General features: G+C 55.6%; 11 protein-coding genes. 6 read left to right on the top strand and 5 right to left on the bottom strand.

Annotated elements, in window-relative coordinates; all coding sequences use genetic code 11:
- Positions 1-92 precede the first annotated feature (92 nt).
- From ACUXHH_RS07205 to ACUXHH_RS07195, 3 genes are all read right to left on the bottom strand, one after another.
- Positions 93-1,736, bottom strand: coding sequence for a pentapeptide repeat-containing protein (locus ACUXHH_RS07205; RefSeq protein WP_458391134.1), 1,644 nt, complete (start codon positions 1,734-1,736; stop codon positions 93-95).
- Positions 1,737-1,912: 176 nt separating this feature from the next.
- Positions 1,913-3,427 (bottom strand): pentapeptide repeat-containing protein, encoded by a 1,515-nt coding sequence (locus tag ACUXHH_RS07200; RefSeq protein WP_279754260.1) that lies wholly within the window; start codon positions 3,425-3,427, stop codon positions 1,913-1,915.
- A 204-nt stretch (positions 3,428-3,631) separates the two neighbouring features.
- Positions 3,632-4,954: a hypothetical protein gene (locus ACUXHH_RS07195; RefSeq protein ID WP_458391133.1), complete on the bottom strand. Its 1,323-nt coding sequence runs from the start codon at positions 4,952-4,954 to the stop codon at positions 3,632-3,634.
- Between the two features lie 719 nt (positions 4,955-5,673).
- Here ACUXHH_RS07195 and dnaK point away from each other — a divergent pair.
- From dnaK to ACUXHH_RS07175, 4 genes are all read left to right on the top strand, one after another.
- Positions 5,674-7,506, top strand: coding sequence for a molecular chaperone DnaK (dnaK, locus tag ACUXHH_RS07190; protein ID WP_458391132.1), 1,833 nt, complete (start codon positions 5,674-5,676; stop codon positions 7,504-7,506).
- A gap of 2 nt (positions 7,507-7,508) precedes the next feature.
- Positions 7,509-8,087, top strand: coding sequence for a nucleotide exchange factor GrpE (locus ACUXHH_RS07185; RefSeq protein ID WP_314079934.1), 579 nt, complete (start codon positions 7,509-7,511; stop codon positions 8,085-8,087).
- A gap of 366 nt (positions 8,088-8,453) precedes the next feature.
- Positions 8,454-9,431: a DnaJ domain-containing protein gene (locus ACUXHH_RS07180; RefSeq protein WP_458391131.1), complete on the top strand. Its 978-nt coding sequence runs from the start codon at positions 8,454-8,456 to the stop codon at positions 9,429-9,431.
- A 3-nt stretch (positions 9,432-9,434) separates the two neighbouring features.
- Positions 9,435-9,905, top strand: coding sequence for a heat shock protein transcriptional repressor HspR (locus ACUXHH_RS07175; RefSeq protein WP_279741696.1), 471 nt, complete (start codon positions 9,435-9,437; stop codon positions 9,903-9,905).
- A 247-nt stretch (positions 9,906-10,152) separates the two neighbouring features.
- Here ACUXHH_RS07175 and trmB read toward each other — a convergent pair whose 3' ends face one another.
- Together trmB and ACUXHH_RS07165 are read right to left on the bottom strand one after the other, a co-directional pair.
- Positions 10,153-10,959: a tRNA (guanosine(46)-N7)-methyltransferase TrmB gene (gene trmB / locus ACUXHH_RS07170; RefSeq protein WP_371568544.1), complete on the bottom strand. Its 807-nt coding sequence runs from the start codon at positions 10,957-10,959 to the stop codon at positions 10,153-10,155.
- Between the two features lie 215 nt (positions 10,960-11,174).
- A complete protein-coding gene (locus ACUXHH_RS07165) occupies positions 11,175-11,573 on the bottom strand; it encodes a hypothetical protein (protein ID WP_371568547.1) in 399 nt (132 codons plus the stop codon).
- 444 nt (positions 11,574-12,017) lie between these two features.
- Between ACUXHH_RS07165 and ACUXHH_RS07160 the strand changes: the two genes are divergently transcribed.
- The gene (locus ACUXHH_RS07160) at positions 12,018-13,499 is read left to right on the top strand and encodes an amino acid permease (RefSeq protein WP_458391130.1); all 1,482 of its coding nucleotides are present in this window, start codon (positions 12,018-12,020) and stop codon (positions 13,497-13,499) included.
- Between the two features lie 436 nt (positions 13,500-13,935).
- Entirely contained in the window at positions 13,936-15,411 is a 1,476-nt protein-coding gene (locus tag ACUXHH_RS07155) for an amino acid permease (RefSeq protein WP_458391129.1), read from the top strand.
- Positions 15,412-15,440: the final 29 nt, after the last annotated feature.

Here is a 15,440-nt window from a genome sequence, read left to right as displayed (position 1 = left end):
TTGTGGGTCAAATGCGAAGACCCCGCCAGCGCTGGATGCACGGGCGGGGTCTGTGTGTGGGAGCTTCCCCGACGGCGGGGGAGAGTTAGGTTTTACTGTGCGGGCTCACTAACGCGCGTGTACTCCTGCTTCTCTTCGTCCCAGGAATCCGGGTCGTAAAGCACAGCGCCGACAGGGAGAATGAACGTTCTATTAAGAAGGTTCGCCGTACCGCAACTGAAACCGTGCGGACTCTCCGGGCGCGCCTCGAACAGGTAATCCTGCGGATCCGCCTGCGCAGAGAACCGTGCCCTCTGCAGCCGCCTATCCAAAGCCTCAAAGGACGGCTTAACATACATGAAGCTAGTCTGCCTGAAATCTGCCCGCTGACCGAACGTCGCATCCGCGAAGTAGGCGCCCTCAAAGCTCACCCCGTTGAAGCTCACCTCCCACGCGAACGTCACCCCGCCAAAGCCGACATGCGCCGTGAACGTCGCCTCACTAAAGTCGGCATCCTGCGCGAAGACCGTGTTATCGAAGTTCGCGTACTGCGGGAAGTCCATCTCATAGCGCGTCCTCGGAAGCGCGATAAAAGACGCCCGGCTGAACGTGGCGTCGCCGTCGAACCGCGCCCCACCAAAATCCTCGTACTGCGTGAAGGACGCCCCGCTAAAGTCCGCCGCGCTCGCAAAGCGTACGTTGCTGAACATTGCGGACTGCTTGGTGGCTATACCGGCAAAGCGCGCGACCCCGCCGAATAGCGACTTGGAGAACACCGCCGAACGGTTGAAGACCGACGCGGCGAAGTGTGCTTCATCGTGGAACGTGGAGGCGGTGAACACTGCCTTTCCGTCGAAGGTGACCGCCGCGAAGCTGGCTATGCCCGCGACGTTCAGGTGTGAGAAGTTGGCATCGGACTTGAAGGCGGATACCGCGAAGTCAGCCGCAGCCGAAAAGACCGCGTCTGAGAAATCAGCCTCGCCGGTGAAGTTTACGGTCGCGAAGCTTGCCGCGTCCGCAAAGCGTGCCCCGCTGAACTCTGCCACGCCTGCGAAGTGTGCGGCGCTGAATCCCACCCAGTCGGTGAAGTTCGCGCCGTGGAAGGAGGCGTCAGCGGTGAACTGCGCCGCCGAGAAGCTGGTGTCACCGTGGAAGGTTGCGCCGAAGAAATCCGCCGGACCGTAGAAGGTTGCGGAGGCGAAATCGGCGTTCTGAAAGTGCAGCTGCCGTAGCGGGTAGAAGATGGTCGCGCCGCCGAAGTCGAAGCGCAGATCAGCCCACATGGGTGATATTGGCGGCGTCGTGTGCCGGCTTTTCCTGTTGTCTTTCTCGCTGCTCGCGGCGACGGTGGCGAGGCGGCGACTGAACTCCATGAAGACTGTGCGGCGCACTAGCTGCTCCTCGCGTAGTGCCTCCTGATCGCGCGTAAAGTCGCCTTCGTACCCTTCGGGGGTCTCGTCTGATTCTAGGGTTTGTCGTTTCTGCGCGAGGGGGTAGGGCGTGCGGATGCACTCGGTCAGTGCGTCGATGATGGTCTGGGCTTCTTCGTGGCGTACCTGCTCGGGGAGAGAGGTATCGGTGAGCCATTCGTCTGCGAGGCTTGCGAGCGTGTACACCCCGCTGAGGCGTACGGCGGGCTGCCCGTCAAGGAATTGTTCGAGAGCGTGCGTGTAGCGTTCGCGCCGCCCGGCCTGCTGGTTGCGTGCCGGGGTGTTTTTGCGTTGCCGCAGCGTGGTGAAGAGTTTGTTGAGGTTCATGGTGGTGTGCCCTTCCTGCTCCGGTGCTGGCTTATAACCAGCATAGGGGAGAGCCCCGCCCTGGCGCGCTCGCGGTGGTTAAAAGTAAGAAGCCCCGCCTGCACGAGAGGTGCAGGCGGGGCATCTGTAGGTGGGCCTTATTTAGAGGGGCTTCTTTCTTTTCCAGAACCTTCTATTTACTTCGCAGGCTCACTTATGCGGTTTGAATCAGGATCAAAAAGTATCGTGTTGAGAGGTATATCGAACGGTTTATCTATGAGCTTAGCCGTTCTGCAACGAATAGGTTTGCTTTCTTCTGTAACGGAGAAATTGTAATTCCTCCGGTCCACGGCTACGGAGAATCGGGCATGCCAACACATAGCAATGAAAGTTGGTTCAAAGTTCGTGAAGGTCGCTTTGTAGAACCCAACACCGCCTTTGAAAGTAGCCTCGACAAAATTTGTGTTGCTTGTGAAAGTTGCCCCTCCAAATTTGGCCTCACCGGCGAAGATTACGCCGTAGAAGCTAACATCACCTGTGAACGTCGCCTCGTTGAAGTTAGCCTCATGAGCGAAATACGCACCCATAAAGTTTGCTTTACTATGGAATTCTGCATTATTGAAATCTGCATTGCCGCTGAAGGTTACGCGGCTGAAATCCTTAGCATTGATGAAGGGTGTAGCTCCGATAAATTTTGCTTCCCCAGTGAAAACTGCCCTACCGAAATCTACATTATCAATGAATGTCGCATCGATAAAGTTAGCGTCATTGGTGAAAATCGTCCCGCTGAAGTCTGCATTGCAGGTGAAAGTTACACGAGAGAACTCAGCCTTAGCATGGAACTTCGAAGAAGAGAAATTACCTTTCTCAATCGTGAGGTTATTTAGGGAATAGAAAATGGGCGCTTGGCTGAAATCGAATTCAAATTCGCTCCATGCACCCCGGCTAGGAATCATATCCCCCTTTTCGTTTTTGGTGAAAGTGCTGCTGCGCTTGCTCATTTCAACAAAAATGGTACGGCGTATGTCCTGTTCTTCGTGGAACTTTGCATAGTCCGCGGTGATATCTTTAGGATTTTCGTATTCGTCAGAATCTTCGAAACGCTTAAGCAAGCCCTGAAGCCGTGAAGACTCTCCTTCGCTGAGCTTCTCGAATTCTGATTTCTGGAGCTTTTCTAGTTCTTTGCGGGCTTCATATTCTTCAATTTCCTCTGCTAGGGGGAAAGGTGAACGAATGTAGGAGCAGAGGTTGTTGATAATAACCTGCCCTTCTTTGAATCGAGTTTCTTCGTCGATATTGTCGTCGTCCAGCCACTCATCTACAAGGCCTATAAGCGTGTAAATACCTCCCATTCGAATAGGACGGTTCGCGTCGGCAATTTGCTCAATAGCTGTGATGTAGCGGACACGACGTTCCGTATGTACTTGGCGAGTCCGGGGGGAGGAATGTTTATTTCGTGGGCTTCTATTTTTAAGATGAGTATCTATTAACGTAAACACGGCAAGAATGGCCCCAGTCATAAAAAAGATAAGTTGGCGGATCGTATCAACACTACGATTGTCATCTTGGGGGAGGGAGAATAGTAAGGGGGCTGAAAATGCCAGAATTGCCCCAATGAAAGCAGTACCAAAGAGAGTGGGATAGAACCAGCCTGCAGTTTGGTAAAAATTTTCCTTTTGGGGTTGTGTAGACCTGCTACGCTTCTCGGTCATGATTTGAAATTTCTCCTATCTTTGCTACGGGGAGTAGTTATCTTCCAGTATATCGGGAAGCATCCATGGTGAGGAGCCTCCAAAATGATGGATGGGTGTCTCAGAGACCCACTTACGTATTATGTGGTATATGAATTTAGCAATAATTCACGGAAACTTTGTTTAATTATTTATTAATAATTAAAGTAACATTCTATCCTAATGCTAGTTATTTTCTATATAATTGCACACTCCGGTTTCCTCGTTATATTTATGCTTTTCTTTATTGTATCTCTCGATATAGTAGTCTTTTTTGATTTCTAGATGGGATTCTGTTAACCCCTGGATAGAGTTGTTTTCAATGTTCTCGTATTTTTTGTCCTTTGAGTTAAAGGATGGGGTAAATATATGAATCGAAGATGCGTTGGCGGAAATAAGGATGCCAACTGCTTTTGGTTCGGGGTGTTGTCTATCTCCTGAAAAGACGCATGAATATGGATTGGCTAATTCAGTGTTGCTGTTTCCAGGGTCTGCTATCAGTCGCCCTACTCCCTGATAGACGGTGTTGATGTACATATTGCCCGTTGATGCAGCTATTAATGCAATTATTACAAGGGTAGCCCGTAAAAATCCTTTGTAATTGTTGGATATTTCGTGCAAGGGAATAGTCTTTTCTTCTCTAATTGTTTTTAGCATACTATACCCGATGGATAATTGACCGAGTAAAAATGAAAAGGTTATACTTCCTGTAAGGTATAAAACTTTCGATTCACTATCAAAGGCGTTGAATATGAAATTAAGTATCCATGTTGTTGGAAAAATTAAAATAGATAGCTGTAGGCATGTGTAAAAATATAGAATATCCCAATTCTTATGTCGGTGAATAGTTGTATTATTAAATATTAGATGAGTCCCAAATTTTGAGGATGGGAGAAGAGCGATACTTGGCAATGTGGTTAAGTAGATAATTGCCAGAAGTAGAAGGGATTCTGCAATCCATACCTGTTGATTTTGAGGCAGTTTGAGTGAGGTAATTTGTAATGCTATTTCTGTGTTGTTTCCTAGTGTATCTTTGTAATGCATTAATACTAAGATAAATGGTAAGGATATAACAATTGGTGACAGAGAGATTAGATATTTAATATGATCTAAAGGGGTGTATTTTGTTATGGTCGATTCTTGGGTTTTTGAACTATCTTGATTCTCTTCAGAATTTTCCTTATATGTTTCAATATTTTTTTTATTTAGAATTATCCATTTCATGGCAAGGGGGGAGATTACTAAGATTACCGCAAGCATTAGGAGTTGAGATAAAGATTTATTTGCTGTAATTGCGTCATTGAAGCAGAAGAATGCCCATATTGCTATAAATAAAATTGGGGTAGCAATAAGTGCTAGCGCGGTTTGGATTAGTGGATTTATACTCTCCCTTCGCTGTCTCTGTAGCTTGGGGAATATGTAGATGGTAAGTAATAGGCTATTCTTGATTTCGGTGCATTTTTTCTGGATGGCTTCACGCCGTGTGAATCTGGGGTTGATATTTGGCATGTTTTCTCCTGTCTACTTTGAGAGGATATGGTCGTAACCAGGATACGGTAGACGGGTAGCCTCAAGCCACAGGTGAAGGTTGGAGAATTGCGGGTTGGACCAGCAAGGATGCCTCCATAAAGTGAGCGATGGGGCTCATAAACAGGCCCTCCATATATAAGAGGAGTGAACCTCTGATGTCTCACTGCACCCCTAGCAACGCTGTTAGAGGACTAAATCCAGACCTAAAAATCACCTCGCACACCCTATATAAGGTGTCCCTGCGCCACCTTCCGGAACTCCTCCCACACCCCAATTTTCGGGTTTTCACCCCTTTTTAAAGATTTTTAAAAATTTTTTCGCCCAACCACCCCACCCATATCCGCCGTGAGCTGAATCGCCTCGCCGCCCCCGTACTTAGACTAAAACCCCGGAATTCCGCGGCAAAACCGCCCATTCGCGCCTCGCCACCACCCCGAAATTACCCGCAAAACGCCGCCCCAGAACCCTAAAAAACCCACCCCTCACGCCACTCAACACAAAAAAGTTGAGTAAAGTTCGCTCAACTCTATTGACACCCCAGCTAGGGGAGTGCATACTTGAGTACATGAGGCTCAAGGGAGCCGCGCAGACCGTCCCACACGGGGCGGCATGCGCAGCACCGACCGCCTCCACAATTTTCAAACTATCCCGCCTCGCATTAGAAGAAGCGGGGCGCTGATCACAAGGAGTGAATACATATGGCACGTGCAGTAGGTATTGACCTCGGTACCACCAACTCTGTCGTTTCGGTTCTCGAAGGCGGCGACCCCGTAGTTATCGCCAACGCAGAGGGCACCCGCACCACCCCCTCCGTCGTCGCATTCTCCAAGGACGGCGAGGTTCTGGTCGGTAGCGTCGCAAAGCGTCAGGCAGTGACCAACGTCGACCGCACCATCTCCTCAGTCAAGCGCCACATGGGCACCGACTGGACCACCGAGATTGACGGCAAGAAGTACACCCCCCAGGAAATCTCCGCACGAACCCTCATGAAGCTGAAGGGTGACGCAGAGGCATTCCTGAATGACACCGTCACTGACGCTGTCATCACCGTCCCGGCATACTTCAACGATGCTGAGCGTCAGGCAACCAAGGAAGCCGGCGAGATCGCAGGCCTGAACGTCCTGCGTATCGTCAACGAGCCCACCGCCGCAGCACTCGCATACGGCCTGGACAAGGGCAAGGAAGACGAGCTCATCCTGGTCTTCGACCTCGGTGGCGGTACCTTCGACGTCTCCCTGCTGGAAGTCGGCAAGGACGAAGACGGCTTCTCCACCATTCAGGTTCGCGCAACCAGCGGTGACAACCGCCTCGGTGGCGACGACTGGGACCACCGCGTAGTCGAGTGGCTGCTCGCACAGGTGAAGGCAAACACCGGCGCAGACCTGTCCAAGGACAAGATCGCGCTGCAGCGTCTGCAGGAAGCAGCTGAGCAGGCTAAGAAGGAACTGTCCAGCGCAACCAGCACCAACATCTCCCTGCAGTACCTGTCCGTCACCCCCGAAGGCCCCATCCACCTGGATGAGAAGCTGACCCGCGCAAAGTTCGAGGAACTGACCCGCGACCTGCTCGAGCGCACCAAGAAGCCCGTTCAGGACGTCATCAAGGAAGCCGGTGTGTCCGTCTCCGAGATCTCCGAGGTCGTTCTGGTCGGTGGCTCCACCCGTATGCCCGCCGTTGCTGAGCTCGTCAAGGAAGTAACCGGCCGCGAGCCCAACAAGGGCGTGAACCCCGACGAGGTCGTGGCAATGGGTGCAGCACTGCAGGCAGGCGTTCTGAAGGGCGACCGTAAGGACGTTCTGCTGATCGACGTCACCCCCCTCTCCCTCGGTATCGAGACCAAGGGTGGTGTGATGACCAAGCTGATCGAGCGCAACACCGCAATCCCGACCAAGCGTTCTGAGACCTTCACCACCGCAGAGGACAACCAGCCCTCCGTGACCATTCAGGTTTTCCAGGGTGAGCGTGAGTTCACTCGCGACAACAAGAACCTGGGTACCTTCGAGCTGACCGGCATCGCCCCCGCACCCCGCGGTGTGCCCCAGATTGAGGTCACCTTCGACATCGACGCAAACGGCATCGTGCACGTCTCCGCAAAGGACAAGGGCACCGGCGCTGAGCAGTCCATGACCATCACCGGCGGTTCCTCCCTCTCCAAGGACGACATCGACCGCATGGTCAAGGACGCAGAAGCACACGCAGAGCAGGACAAGGCACGCCGCGAGGCTGCTGACACCCGCAACGCAGCCGAGTCCGTCGCATACTCCGTCGAGAAGCTCCTGAAGGAGAACGGCGACAAGCTGCCCGAGGATGTTAAGACCGAGGTCCAGGGTGATGTCGACGAGCTGAAGAAGGCACTCGAAGGCGACGACGACGCAGCAGTGAAGTCCGCATTCGAGAAGCTGCAGGCATCCCAGTCCAAGCTGGGCGAGGCACTCTACGCAGCAGCACAGGCTGAGGCATCCGAGTCCAAGCCCGCCGCTGATGAGGACGTTGTCGACGCCGAGGTCATCGACGAAGACGAGAAGAAGTAATCATGGCTGAGCAGGAAAACGTCACCCCCGACCCGCTGGAGGAGGCATTCAACGCCCCCGCAGCGGAAGGCCACCCCGAAGCTGAATCGGCAGAAAACACCGACGACGCAGCGGAAGCCGTCGAGGCTGAGCTCCAGGACGCCGTAGAAGCAGAATCTGCGGATGCGGCACTCGCCGCAGAGCGCCTAGACTCCCTGCTTCGCCTGCAGGCTGAGTTCACCAACTACAAGAACCGCACTGCCCGCGAAAAGGAGCAGCTGCGAAGCTTCGTAATCGGTGACCTGGTCGGCGCACTGCTGCCGGTATTCGACGACATCGACGCCGCACGCAAGCACGGCGACCTGCAGGACGGCCCCTTCGCTTCCATCGCTGCGAAGCTCGAAGAGCTGCTCAGCAAGCAGGGTGTGGAGCGTTTCGGTGAAGTAGGCGATGCCTTCGACCCGAACATCCACGAAGCTGTACTGCAGCAGCCCACCGACGAGGTGGCCGAGGATCATGTCTCCATGGTTCTGCGTTACGGCTACCGCGTGAACGACCGCGTGGTTCGTACCGCTCAGGTGGCTGTGGCTGTCGCACCGTAAGGCGGTCGGCTAAGCATTGGCTGAATAACTAACGACGGGCGGGTGCTCTCCCTGATGGGGGAGTGCCCGCCCTGTTGTTTGCCTGAGCTGTTCTGCCTGAGCTATTTGCCCGGGCCGCCTGGCGCGTCTGTTCTGCCCGGTGCGCCTGTTTTGCCCGGGATGCTATGCCCGTGTTGGCGCGGGTTTCGGCGAGCTGTGGCGGTGGTTAAAAGGCTTGTAGGGGTGCTATTTTTTGGGCTAGCCCTTTCGAAATTGAGTCAAGTAGACTAAACTTTTATATAGAGCATTAAGACAAGAACGTGGTGCCCTGCTAGCCGTCCCGTAACCGAGGAGGGCGGCGCATCACCGCAGAAGGAGAAACGCAACATGGCAAGTGAAAACTGGCTAACCGACGACTTTTATAAGGCACTGGGTGTCAGCGAAGACGCAAGCGAAAGCGACATCAAGAAGGCGTACCGCAAGCTCTCCCGCAAGTACCACCCGGACCTGAACCCCGGCGACGCCGCAGCAGAGAAGAAATTCAAGGAAATCTCGGAAGCATACGATGTGCTCTCCGATAAGAAGCAGCGCGAAGAGTACGACCAGATCCGCCGCTACGGCGCATCTGGCATGGGGGGTTTCGGCGGTGGCGGTTACACCGGTTACCCCGGCGCGGACGCATTCGGTGGCTTCAGCAACGGCGGCGCAGGGATCAACATTGACGACCTGCTCGGCGGCCTCTTCGGTGGCAGTGCCGGCGGCTCCCGACGCTCCGCAGGCTTCACCAGCGCAGACTTCGGCGGCATGGGTGGTGGCGGCTTCGGCGGCGCACAGCACGCAGCACCCGAAGAAAGTACTACCAGCACCCGCATCAGCCTCGCCCAGGCATACACCGGCGCGACCGTGACTGTGTTCCTGCCGGACGGCTCCCACACCGAGGCACGCATCCCCGCAGGCATTAAGGACGGTCAGAAGGTCCGCCTGCGCGGCAAGGGTCTGCGCGGCGGCGACCTGAAGGTCACCGTGCGCGTCTCCGATGACTCCCTGTACTCCCGCGAGGGCAACAACCTGATTTTGCGCGCACCCGTCACCCTCGCCGAGGCTGTCGACGGCGCAGTGATTGAGGTGCCCCTGCCCGACGCATCCACCGTGAAGCTGCGCCTGGCACCCGGCCAGGTCGGCCGCCGACTGCGCGCTAAGGGCCGCGGCTTCAAAGCTAAGGGCGGCGACGGCGACCTGCTGGTCATCCCGGAGATTGTGCTGCCCGCCGAGCTGAGCGCAGAGGCGCAGGAAGCATTCGATAAATTCGTAAAACTGGCACCGCAGGAGAACCCGCGTAAGGATCTGTTGAAGAAGGCTAAGTAAACCATGGCATCTCGAGAATCATCATCTAAGTCCCGTAGCGGCAAGCCGTTGCACAGTGTGGACCGCCCGGTTTTCGTGATTTCTGTGGCGGCTGAACTGGCCGGCATGCACCCACAGACTCTGCGCCAGTACGACCGTATTGGCCTGGTCCAGCCTTCGCGTGCGCCGGGTAAGGCGCGCCGCTATTCGCAGCGTGATGTGAACCGTCTGCAGCAGATTCAGCAGCTCTCGCAGGAGGGTGTCTCCCTGGAAGGTATTCGCCGCATTATTGAGCTGGAATCCCTCGTGGAGCAGCAACAGGAGCAGATCGCGGCGTTGCAGCGTCAGGTTGAGGACGCGAAGGTGAAGCTGGGCATGGCGGAGCGCGTGTTCGCCGCCGGTACCAGTGGCGATGTGGTGCATATTGCCCGCGGTACCCGCCCGGCGCCTCGTCGGCGTTCTTCGGCGGTGGTTCTCTACCGTAAGCCGCGTTAACCTGTTAGGCTAGGATAAACGGCTCGGCTGTTCTGGCCCATCTGCGCTAGTCAGCCACCCATATAGGCTTGTGCGTCTTAGCGTTGTGCGAGCGAGGTAGGGTAGACCCCCGCCCGCATGCACTTAGACCCACACACAAGAAGGTGAGGCTCCCCGAATGATCGGGGAGCCTCACCTTCTTTAACGTATGCACTTTGCGCGGCGGCGGGAAATCACATGGCGGTAACTCTTGCTAGCGCTGCTCCGCTTACTTGCGGCGGTAAGTCAGATCGTGCGCGCGGCGGCCCGCCTCCTGAGCCTTACGCTCAAAGCTGGTGAGAGTACGACCCTCCCAACGCGGAGCCCAGCCACCCAGCGGATCCTCCTCGGTCGCACCGGCGCCTGGGTTCACGTTCTCAAAGTCGGGGTGCGCCTCCAGAACCTCACGCATGACCAGGGCGTACTCCTCCCAGTCAGTCGCCAGACGCCAAATGCCGCCGGGCTTGAGCACACGCGCAACCTTATCAGCAAACGCCGGGGACACCAGGCGGCGCTTGTGGTGGCGGGACTTGTGCCAGGGATCCGGGAAGAACACCCACAGCTCATCCACGGAGTTCTCCTCAAGCATGTTGTCGAGCAGCTCGGGTGCGTTCGCCTGAGCCACACGCACGTTCTCCACGCCGGCGTTACCCATCTTCAGCAGCAGGTCTGCGATGCCGGGGGTGTACACCTCAACGGCAAGGAAGTTTGCCTCGGGCACCTCAACTGCGCGGTGCACGATTGCCTCTCCCAGACCGGAACCAATCTCGACGACCTGGTACGCCTTACGGCCGTAAATCTTGACCGGGTCGAAAGTCGCCTCGGGGGCTACGGAAGTATCGGTGCGCAGGCGCGGGATGTCCAGCACATGGGTGGGGGAGTAGGTGTCCCACGCCTTCTGACGGCGCGCGGTGAGGCGATCGCCGCGGCGGACGAAGGAGTAGGGCTGGCGGAAGAATTCCTCGGGAACCGGCTTCTTGGCCTTTTCTTCGGTAGATTCGGGTGCCTGGGTAGGCTGTGTGTTCTCAGTAGACATACCTAAAAGAATAGCGTAGCGCCGCTACACCGTGCGGTTTCGTGGTGTGTGGGGCTGGCGTGACGCTGAACCAGCCGGGCGTGACGCTGAACTAGTCGGGCGTATGCCGGTCTGAGAAATACAGAAATTCAACGCGCAGACAAAAGTGCGGCGGGAACGATTATTGTTCCCGCCGCACTTTCGTGAGGTCGTCTGAGTGAGTTAGCGTGTGGGGCTTACTTCTTGGAGCCCAGCAGTGCTAGGCCTGCGCCGAGCAGCACGATGTTGTTTGCGAGCTGCTGGCCGTCCTGGGTGGGGCGGAAGGTTGCGTCGTGCATATCCGGGTTGCGGAAGTACATGGTCATCAGGTTTGCCGCGAATGCGGTCAGGCCTGCGCCCGCCAGGCGTGCGGGGACGAAGGGGGTCAGCAGGGTTGCGCCGAGTGCGGTTTCTGCGCCGGAGATGAGCTTACCGAAGGTTGCTGCATCCAGCTTGGAGACTGCGGGAACACCGGTTGCCGCCATCTGCTGCAGGAAGGCGTAGGTGCCTTCGTCTGCCTTGAGCTTCTTGACGCCTGCGTCGAGGATGAGTGCGCCGGCGGTGAGTCGAAGTGCTGCGTTGGAGAACTTGCCCATTATTGTGTCCTTCTGCTTGGTAGTTGGTTGGTTAGGTTTTTGTTGAACAGTTTCTACTCTAGACCCAGTTCCGTGCTTTGTAAAGTTTTACATGTAAATCTTCTAAATATTCTTTGGCACCACAAATTCCAACCGGGTATAGCACAAAATTCGCTCATAGAAATTTTTGGGCACTTGCACCCCTATCTTCTGTTGGATTCCTTGTGCTCATGTGGGTCTTAAGAGGTAAAATTTGAAATTATTCATTCTCTGCATAATTCTTTATCCGTGATGTAAGAAAACGGCAACCCCGTGAAATCGGAGTCCACAAGCTCAAGCGCTCTGCACAACCTGAGGAAATGCGAGGCTCCCCTCCTTCTTGCCACCAAGAAATATGCATGAATACCAACCACCCGGAACCGCCCAAACCAAACTAAGGCGAACCGACGCAGGAAAGAGAAATACGTGACACAGCAGCCAACGCCGCATAACTCCGTCACCGGCCTAGACTCCGAAGCAGAGCACTCCAAGCTCCAACGCGGACTCAGCTTCCGGCATATCCAGCTCATTGCTATTGGTGGTGCTATCGGCACCGGCCTCTTCCTCGGCTCGGCAAAGACTATTGCGCTAACCGGCCCCTCCATCGTCTTCGTCTACGCAATTATCGGTAGCGTCATCTACTTTGTGCTGCGCGCCATGGGCGAGATTCTACTCTCCAACCCCAACTACAAATCCTTCACCGACTTTATTACCGACATCCTTGGCCTTCGTGCCGGGTTCTTTGTCGGCTGGTCTTACTGGTTCTTCTGGGCGGTCACCGGCATTGCGGACGTCATTGCCATTACCGGCTACGTCAAATACTGGTGGCCGGACATCCCCGCCTTTGCCCCGGCGCTGACCGTGATCGTGGCTCTGCTTCTGCTGAATCTGCCCTCAGTGAAGAACTTCGGCGAAATCGAATTCTGGTTCGCCGTCATTAAAATCGTCGCCATTGTGCTGCTCATTGTTGTGGGTGCGCTCATGGTCGCCTTCAGCTTCACCAGCCCCGACGGTACCGTCGCCTCCGTAGCGAATCTCTGGGATCACCCCGGCCCCTCCGGTAGCGGTATCTTCACCCAGGGCCTGATGGGCTTCCTGGGCGCCTTCCAGATTGCACTCTTCGCCTTTGTGGGCGCTGAGCTGGTCGGCGCCGCCGTGGCGGAAACCGAACACCCCGAACGCACCCTGCCCAAGGCAATTAACGCGGTGCCCTTCCGCATTGGTCTCTTCTACGCCCTGCCGCTGCTGACCATCCTCGCCGTAACCCCTTGGGACAAGCTGGATAAGTCCATGAGCCCCTTCGTGGGTATGTTTTCCCTGGCTGGCATTGGTGTTGCCGCCTCCCTGGTGAATTTTGTGGTGCTGACCTCCGCGGCGTCCTCGGCGAACTCTGGTATTTTCTCAACCTCCCGCATGGTCTACGGTCTGGCGCACGACGGTGCCGCACCCTCCGCGTTGGGCAAGCTCACCAAGAATGGTGTGCCCGCCAATGCCCTGTACCTGACCACTGTGATGCTGCTGTTCAGCCTGGTTATGCTCTATGCCGGTAGTGGCATTATGGAGGCGTTCACTGTGGTGACCTCTGTGGCATCGATGATGGGTGTCTTCACCTGGAGCATGATTCTGATTGCGTATCTGGTGTACCGCAAGAAGTTCCCTGAACGCCACGAGGCGTCAGAGTATAAGATGCCCTGGGGTATCGGTATGAGTTGGTTTGGTCTGGTCTTCTTTGCCGTGATGGTATACGCCCTGAGCCTGTACCCGGATACCGCTGTCGCTTTGGCTCTGACCCCCGTCTGGTTCATTGCTCTGGCTATCGGCTACGAGATTCTGACTCGCCGCCATGCGGCGAAGCGTGCCCGCGCGTTGGCTTCTGAAAACAGCGATGACGAGGCTTCTCAGAAGTAATTCTGTTCTTGCGTTGGTACGTATTGGTATAGCGTTTAAGCCCCGTTTTCACATTCTTTTTGGATGTGGAGGCGGGGCTTGCGTATGTTTCTGTGTGCGATGAGGGGATAGTTCACACCGGGTAGTATGACCTAAATAATAGATATAAGTCACAATTTTTGCTGAAAATCCACTCCTGAACCCCCAATATCCTGTAGAATAACTATTCAAATAGCTGTGAGAGCACCCAGATAAACTCCGCGTTGGTCGATAGTGTGACACTTCCGAACACAGTGCGGTAACTGGTAGAGCCCCAGCCACGCCCCGAAATCCGGGGCCGCCCCGCAAAGCAACTAGCCGCATATTCATACAGAGATCCTATCTGCTGTGATATGACAGTTGTCATCTAGCAACGGCACATGCGGTACGGGGTACCAACCGCAGAAAAGAGGATGCTGTGACCGAGCAGAACAACGCAACCCTCAAACTAAAAGCTTCAGAACAGGGAGAACGACTGCACCGTGGCCTCAGTAACCGCCACATCCAGCTGATTGCCATCGGTGGCGCCATCGGCACAGGCCTATTCATGGGCTCTGGTCGCGCCATCTCCCTCGCAGGCCCCTCCGTGATTTTCGTTTACATGCTCATCGGCGCCTTCATCTTCCTGGTGCTGCGAGCTATGGGTGAAATCCTGCTCTCCAACCTGAAGTACAAGTCCTTCTCCGACTTCACCACCGACCTGGTCGGCCCCATGGCCGGGTTCTTCCTCGGCTGGTCCTACTGGTTCATGTGGGTGGTCACCGCCGTCGCGGATATTATCGCAATTGTTGGCTACCTGCGTATGTGGTGGCCCGACCTACAAGCCTGGATCCCGGCGCTCGCCGTCATCGGTGTTCTGCTGACCTTGAATCTGGTATCCGTGAAGAACTTTGGCGAAATCGAATTCTGGTTCTCCATGATCAAGATTGTCGCTATCGTTGCCCTGATTATCGTTGGCGGCGGCATGGTCGCTGTCGGCTTCACCTCACCCAGTGGCGCTCAGGCCTCTTTTGCAAACCTCTGGAATGACGGCGGCATGTTCCCGAACCACTTCATCGGCTTCCTTGGTGCATTCCAGATTGCCGTCTTTGCGTTCATGGGCTCCGAGCTGGTTGGTACCACTGCCGCAGAAACCCAGGACCCCGAAAAGACCCTGCCCAACGCAATCAATGCCGTACCGGTACGTATTATGGTCTTCTACGTGGGTGCACTCGTCACTATCCTGATGGTTACCCCCTGGCGCCTCATCAGTCCCGATAAGAGCCCCTTCGTGGCCATGTTCACTCTGGCGGGCTTGGGTATCGCTGCGCACATTATTAACTTTGTGGTGATTACCAGCGCAACCTCCTCAGCGAACTCCGGTATCTTCTCGACCTCGCGTATGGCATTCGGCCTGGCACGCGAGCGCAGCGCCCCCAAGTTTCTGGGTAAGATCTCTAAGAACGGTGTGCCGCGTAACGCGCTGTTCCTCTCCGCCGTGATGCTGCTGTCCTCAATCGTGCTGCTCTACGCGGGTGACTCAATTTCTCGTGCGTTTAACCTGGTTACTACCGTGGCTGCGGTGCTGGTGATTTTTGCCTGGACCATGATTATGGTCAGCTACCTGATGTACCGCAAGAAGTTCCCCTCGCGCCACGAGAAGTCGCACTTCCGCCTGCCCGGTGGCCGTTTCTCCGCGTGGCTGGCGCTGGCGTTCTTTGCCTTCACTATCGGTGTTCTCACCATGGATGAGGAAACCCTCATGGGTCTGCTTGCGATGCCCGTCTGGTTCGCGATTCTGGGCATCGGCTGGTTCTTCAAGCGCCGCGCTGATGCACGCCGCGAAGAGGCAATCTCAACCCGCACCGCACAGATTGCGATTGTGGAGGCGTCCGAAATTTTCTCGGCACGCTAAGCAACCATGCTAAGCCGCGCCGACTATCG

This window comes from Rothia sp. 110740021-2, assembly GCF_054263775.1.
Note: the sequence above shows the minus strand (reverse complement) of the source record. Positions and strands in the feature narration are given on the sequence as shown.

Coding starts and splice junctions, on each gene's coding strand:
- ACUXHH_RS07205 (WP_458391134.1), bottom strand. CDS start 1,736: ATGAACCTCAACAAACTCTTCACCACGCTGCGGCAACGCAAAAACACC.
- ACUXHH_RS07200 (WP_279754260.1), bottom strand. CDS start 3,427: ATGACCGAGAAGCGTAGCAGGTCTACACAACCCCAAAAGGAAAATTTT.
- ACUXHH_RS07195 (WP_458391133.1), bottom strand. CDS start 4,954: ATGCCAAATATCAACCCCAGATTCACACGGCGTGAAGCCATCCAGAAA.
- dnaK (WP_458391132.1), top strand. CDS start 5,674: ATGGCACGTGCAGTAGGTATTGACCTCGGTACCACCAACTCTGTCGTT.
- ACUXHH_RS07185 (WP_314079934.1), top strand. CDS start 7,509: ATGGCTGAGCAGGAAAACGTCACCCCCGACCCGCTGGAGGAGGCATTC.
- ACUXHH_RS07180 (WP_458391131.1), top strand. CDS start 8,454: ATGGCAAGTGAAAACTGGCTAACCGACGACTTTTATAAGGCACTGGGT.
- ACUXHH_RS07175 (WP_279741696.1), top strand. CDS start 9,435: ATGGCATCTCGAGAATCATCATCTAAGTCCCGTAGCGGCAAGCCGTTG.
- trmB (WP_371568544.1), bottom strand. CDS start 10,959: ATGTCTACTGAGAACACACAGCCTACCCAGGCACCCGAATCTACCGAA.
- ACUXHH_RS07165 (WP_371568547.1), bottom strand. CDS start 11,573: ATGGGCAAGTTCTCCAACGCAGCACTTCGACTCACCGCCGGCGCACTC.